This window comes from Sphingomonas bacterium, from assembly GCF_903643035.1.
GTDB lineage: Bacteria > Pseudomonadota > Alphaproteobacteria > Sphingomonadales > Sphingomonadaceae > Sphingomonas.
In genome coordinates this window covers 1-4,839 of the sequence record NZ_CAHJWW010000209.1, presented here as the reverse complement: position 1 = coordinate 4,839, position 4,839 = coordinate 1, and the positions used below count along the sequence as shown (strand labels likewise).

5 protein-coding genes are annotated in these 4,839 nt (G+C 71.2%); 1 reads left to right on the top strand and 4 read right to left on the bottom strand.

All coding sequences use genetic code 11. The features are described 5' to 3' along the window. From HUV01_RS12055 to HUV01_RS12040, 4 genes are all read right to left on the bottom strand, one after another. On the bottom strand, window positions 1-1,259 hold a 1,259-nt coding region (locus tag HUV01_RS12055), incomplete at its 3' end, for a penicillin acylase family protein (protein ID WP_174298486.1). A 106-nt stretch (window positions 1,260-1,365) separates the two neighbouring features. Continuing rightward, window positions 1,366-2,484, bottom strand: coding sequence for a catalase family protein (locus tag HUV01_RS12050; RefSeq protein ID WP_174298485.1), 1,119 nt, complete (start codon window positions 2,482-2,484; stop codon window positions 1,366-1,368). A 54-nt stretch (window positions 2,485-2,538) separates the two neighbouring features. Further along, window positions 2,539-2,745, bottom strand: coding sequence for a TOBE domain-containing protein (locus tag HUV01_RS12045; RefSeq protein WP_174298484.1), 207 nt, complete (start codon window positions 2,743-2,745; stop codon window positions 2,539-2,541). Window positions 2,746-2,756: 11 nt separating this feature from the next. Next, window positions 2,757-4,079: an Nramp family divalent metal transporter gene (locus HUV01_RS12040; protein ID WP_254606602.1), complete on the bottom strand. Its 1,323-nt coding sequence runs from the start codon at window positions 4,077-4,079 to the stop codon at window positions 2,757-2,759. Window positions 4,080-4,180: 101 nt separating this feature from the next. On the opposite strand from HUV01_RS12040, the gene HUV01_RS12035 reads away from it, so the two are divergent. Further along, the coding region (locus tag HUV01_RS12035) for an alpha/beta hydrolase (protein WP_254606600.1) at window positions 4,181-4,839 on the top strand (659 nt) is incomplete at its 3' end.

The window sequence follows — 4,839 nt, the reverse complement described above, 5'->3', positions numbered from 1 at the left end:
CACTCGGCCGCCGGGTCGCTGCCGTCGACCGGCGCGCGCCAGTCCAGCCGGTCGTCGCGCACCGGCACGAACTGCGGGTGGAGATAGGCGATCGTGCCCTCCCTCGATGCCAGCAGCGTGTCGTTGGACGAATTGGCGCGGAGCGCGGCGACCTGCATGTAGCCGGCGAACGAGGTGGCGCGGGTGCGCAGCCAGCTCTGTTCGAGCGCGGCGACGGGACGGTTCATGAGGGCGACGGTGACGTATCGATTGCCCTCCAGCCGCACGACCGGGCCGCGATGATCGTAGAGGGCCTTGAAGCTGCGGGTCCCGAGGCTGCCGTCCGGCAGGCGATAGCGGATCGCGATCGGCTTCACGGTGAAGCGCCGCTGCTCCCGGCCGTAGACATAGCCCTCCGGGCCGCTGCGATAGGAGACGAGCCGGTCCGCGAACTCGTCCACCGTATCGACGCCGCTGGAGGTGTGCATCCAGCCCAGATGCTCGTTCCACCCCTGGTACAGGAAGAACTGGCCCCAGGTGCTCGCGCCATAGGCGTGGAGGCCCGCGTCGCTCTCCATGCGCAGCTCGGAGCGGAAGAAGAAGCTGGTGTGCGGGTTGATGAGCAGCAGCGCATGGCCGTCGCGGGTCAGCCTGGGCGCGACCGCGATGCCGTTCGATCCCTTCGGCTCATCGCGCAGCCGCTCGTCGTTCGCCAGCGCCAGCTTAGGCGCGGTCCCGCCATAGAAGGCGGCGAGCCGCGCGAGGTCCACCCGCTCGACGTCGCCGCCGATGCTGCCCTCCGTGAACGACAGCGCCATCCACGGCTCGAACCGGGTCAGCACCTTTGGATGCACGTCGGGATGGGTGGCGAGGTAGAAGTTCAGCCCGTCCGCCCACGCCTCGGTCAGCGCGCGCAGCCACGGCGGGCTGGCGGCATAGTCGGCGCGCAACGCCTCGGGATCGACGAACAGCCGCTCGCGAAGGTCGGCCCAGATCGCGCCCTCTCCCTCCGCCTCCGCGGTACGGCCGAGCGCGGTTAGGTAATTCGCCTCGATGCGGAGAAAATCGTCCTCCGCCTGCGCATAGATCGCGCCAAACACCGCGTCCGCGTCGGCGCGGCCATGGACATGGGCGATGCCCCAGTCATCGCGCACGATCGTCACCCGCGCCGCCTTCGCCCGCCAGCGCGCCGCCTCCGACGACTGAGTGGCGGCGGAAAGCGGCGCGAGCAGCGCGGCGGCGACGGCAGCGATGGCGACGACGGCTGGAGTCCGATGCATCGCGGGACGCTATCGGCGAAGCGGGAACGCGGCAAGACGCCGCACCTCCCGCCCGCCTGCCCCGCCTAGCCGGCGTGCCGGTCCGGGGCGCCGGACCGTCCGGCGGTCAGGCGACCTCCGCCAGCGTCGCCGGCTCGTGCATGGGACAGCCGTTGTAATTGCCCCGGAACGCGCTCGACTTCCTGTAGGTCTCGTTGCGCGCGCGGTTGATGCCGCCCAGCGGCCGGTGCGCGGCGAGGCCGTGCCAGATGTTGTACGCCAGGGCGTCGTCCGTCTTGTCGGTGACGCCGCGGACCCATGCCGCCTGCGGTTCCACCACCAGCGTCGCGACGGTGCGGAACGGGCTGGCCTCCTCGTCCCAGACCACCGTGGGGTCCTCGACCGGCATCGCGTCGAGATCGGTGTTGAACTGGACCTGGAACTCCCAGGTGCCGCCATGCTCGACCATGTCGCGGTTGACGTCCTCGCGGATCGCGTCGGGGCGGCCGTGGATCGCGATCGTCTCATCGGTCAGCCCGGTCAGCGCCGCCGACACGGGCTTGAGCGCCCATTTGACGATGTAATCGCCGAACCGGAACGGCGTCTGGCTGTAATAGGTCGCGCCCATCGGATGCACCTGCGGCGCGCCGCCGAGCTGGTTGATCGTCGCGCTCTCGATGCCCACCGCGCCCAGCGCGGCGGACGTCGCGTGCAGCACGCCCGACAGCGCCTTCTTCAGCCCTTCCACCTTGTCGGTGGTCTTGGACAGCAGGGACAGGTTGCCCAGGAACGCCTTGGCGTCCTTCGCGGCGAAGACGGGGCCGTTGACCAACACGAAGTCCTGCGTCGTCTCCCCTTCCGAACCGGGCAGCCGCTCGCCGTCCACGCCCAGCAACTTGAGCGCCAGCCCGCGGGGCAGCGAGATCGAATCGTCTAGGATGTCGCCGGCGTTGGTGGAGATGCGCAGGATCGCCTCGAACGTCCCGGGCTTGGCGAACAGGCCCTGCGCCAGCTCGGCGGGCAGGCCGGGCGCCACGGTGAAGGTCCCGCGCGCGATGCCGTGCGCCTTGGCGTGGACCGCGCGCACCGCATGGCCGTAGGATTCGGACGTGGTGTCGAGGATGTGCTGGAACTGCTCCTCCAGCTTGCCGATCGTCTCGCCCTCGTCGGGCTGGGGCCGCTCGACGTCCGGCGTGTAGCGGACGGGGGGTGCGTAGCGGGCGGTGTCGTGGGCGGCGCTGGTCAACTGACGATCTCCTGGTGCTGGTTCCCAAACCTCGGATAAGGTTCGGAGTTCCGGCTATTTGCCGATCATGACGTCCGACGCCTTGACGATCACCGTCACCGCGTCCCCGGGCGCGAGGCCAAGGTCGTCCAGCGCCTCGTTGGTGATGGACGAGGTGACGGTGTTGCCATGGCCGATGTCGACCTTGATCGTGGCGTTGACCGCGCCGGGATGCACCGCGGTGACGGTGCCGGCGAACTGGTTGCGGGCGCTGATCTTCATGGAGGGTCCTTTCAGGTGACGAAATCGACGAGCAGCTTCAGGTTCAGCGCGATCAGCACGGCCGCGATGCCCCAGGCCAGCGCCCCGAGCCAGCGCGGCGCCTGGTGCCCGCGCATCAGGCCGGCGCGGCCGGTGAACTGAACGAGCGGCACGACTGCGAAGGGCAGCTGGAAGCTCAGCACCACCTGGCTCAGCACCAGAAGCCGGGTCGCGCCGGCGCCGCCCGCGGCCGCCACCACGACCGCCGCCGGCACGATCGCAAGCCCGCGCGTCGCCAGCCGCTGAACCCACGGCGCCAGCCGCCAGTCGAGGAACCCCTCCGCCACGATCTGTCCCGCAAGCGTGCCGGTGACAGTCGAGTTCTGGCCCGACGCGAGCAGCGCGACCGCGAAGACCAGGCTCGCCGCGCCCGCGCCGAGCAGCGGCGACAGCAGGCGGTACGCGTCCGCGATCTCCGCGACGTCGGTCCGCCCGGCGCGGTGGAACGCGGCCGCCGCCAGGATCAGGATCGCGGCGTTGACGAACAGCGCGAGCGTCAGCGCGAGCGTGCCGTCGATCGCCGCCAGCGCGATCGCGTCCCGCCGCCCGGCCGGCGTCTGCGCGAACGAGCGGGTCTGCACGATGGAGGAGTGGAGGTACAGGTTGTGCGGCATCACCGTCGCGCCGACGATCCCGATCGCGACGTACAGCATCGCCGGGTCCGCGACGACCGCGCGTTGCGGCACCAGCCCCGCGAGGATGCCCGCCATGTCCGGCCGCGCCGCGACCAGTTCCCACACGAAGCACAGCGCGATGATCGCCATCAGCGCGACGACGAACGCCTCCAGCCGCCGGAAGCCGCGATGCTGGAGCGCGAGGATCAGGAACACGTCGAGCCCGGTCAGCACCACGCCGCCGATCAGCGGCAGGCCGAACAGCAGCTGCAGCCCGATGGCGGTGCCCAGCACTTCGGCCAGGTCGCACGCCACGATCGCGCCCTGCGCCAGCACGAACAGCGCGACCGACACGGACCGGGGATATTGCGCCCGGCACGCCTGCGCGAGGTCCAGCCCCGCGGCGATGCCCAGCCGCGCCGCAAGCGCCTGGAGCACCACCGCGAGGCCGTTGGACAGCAGGATGACCGACAGCAGCGTATAGCCGAACGCCGATCCTCCGGCGATGTCGGTCGCCCAATTGCCCGGATCCATGTAGCCGACGGCGACGAGATAGCCCGGCCCCGAGAACGCCGCGAGCCGACGCCAGAACCCGCCGTCCACCGCGACCGAGCGGTGGCTTTCCGCCAGCGACGGCCGCGGGGCGGCGATCTCGGCCGGGGGAGGAGCGAGCGGTGGCACGACGGGCGTCCTGCGGAAAAGATCGGGCCAATACAACCGTCCAGCCGCCATGCCCCGGCCGCCATGCTGACGTCCGGCCGCGGGGCTGCTACTGGGATGCGATGCGACCGACGGGCAAGATGATGACGGGCAGGCCAGAGATGGGCAGGCCGGGGCTCGGGCGGAGCTTCCGGCGGAGCGCGGGCCTATTGCCCGGCCTGGTGCTGGGCGCGACCGCCGCCTGTTCGCCGCTCCGGACGTTCGACGCGGTGGTGCCCAAGGACGGCGGCGTCCGGCTGGTGGTGCGGGGCGCGGCCTTCGGGCCGGACCCGCGCCAGCGGCTCGACGTCTATGCGCCCAAAGATACCCCCGCGAACGGCCGGAGCCGTCCGGTAATCGTGTTCTTCTATGGCGGATCGTGGAGTTCCGGCACCAGAGCGGGCTATTCCTTCGTCGGGCGGGCGCTGGCGGCGCGCGGCTTCGTGGTGGCGATCCCCGATTACCGGCTGGTGCCGCAGGTGCGCTTCCCGGCATTCCTTCGGGACAATGCCGCGGCGGTACGCTGGGTGCGCGGGCACATAGCCGCGTCGGGCGGCGATCCCGACCGGCTGGTGCTCGCCGGCCATTCGGCGGGGGCGTATGACGCGGCCATGCTCGCGCTCGATCCCCGCTGGCTGGGCGCCGACCGGGCGGCGGTGCGCGGCTGGGCGGGGCTGGCGGACCGGGGGGAGGTACGCGTTGGTTCCGCGCACGACACGCTGCCGACGCTGGTGTCGAAAGG